Origin of the sequence: Pseudomonas sp. HY2-MNA-CIBAN-0224, assembly GCF_040310285.1 — a bacterium.
Taxonomy (GTDB): Bacteria; Pseudomonadota; Gammaproteobacteria; order Pseudomonadales; family Pseudomonadaceae; genus Aquipseudomonas; species Aquipseudomonas helleri.
Window position 1 is genome coordinate 1 of the sequence record NZ_JBEOPQ010000842.1, and the last position, 242, is coordinate 242.

Annotated in this window: 1 pseudogene; it reads right to left on the bottom strand. The window is 47.5% G+C overall.

Annotation, left to right across the window (positions count from 1 at the left end):
• Positions 1 to 45 precede the first annotated feature (45 nt).
• Positions 46 to 242 (bottom strand): annotated as a pseudogene (locus AAEZ03_RS28640) (sulfate ABC transporter substrate-binding protein); the annotation flags it as partial.

The following is a 242-nucleotide window of genomic DNA, read 5'->3' on the forward strand; positions in this document are numbered from 1 at the left end:
CTGCTAAGCGGGTAACGACAGTACGTTTAAAAGCAAGCGTATTGGTTACTGCGGGGCATTAATCGCTAACTGATCGAATACACCACCATCGCCAAAGTAAGTACTCATGATCTCATCCCACGTACCAAAGGCATCGTTCGGGCGAAAGGTTTCAACCGGTGGTAATTTGTCACCGTTTTTATCAAGGACGCTTTTTACGCTAGGACGTAAGTAAAGGTCAGCGGCCAATTGCTGAGCAGGCT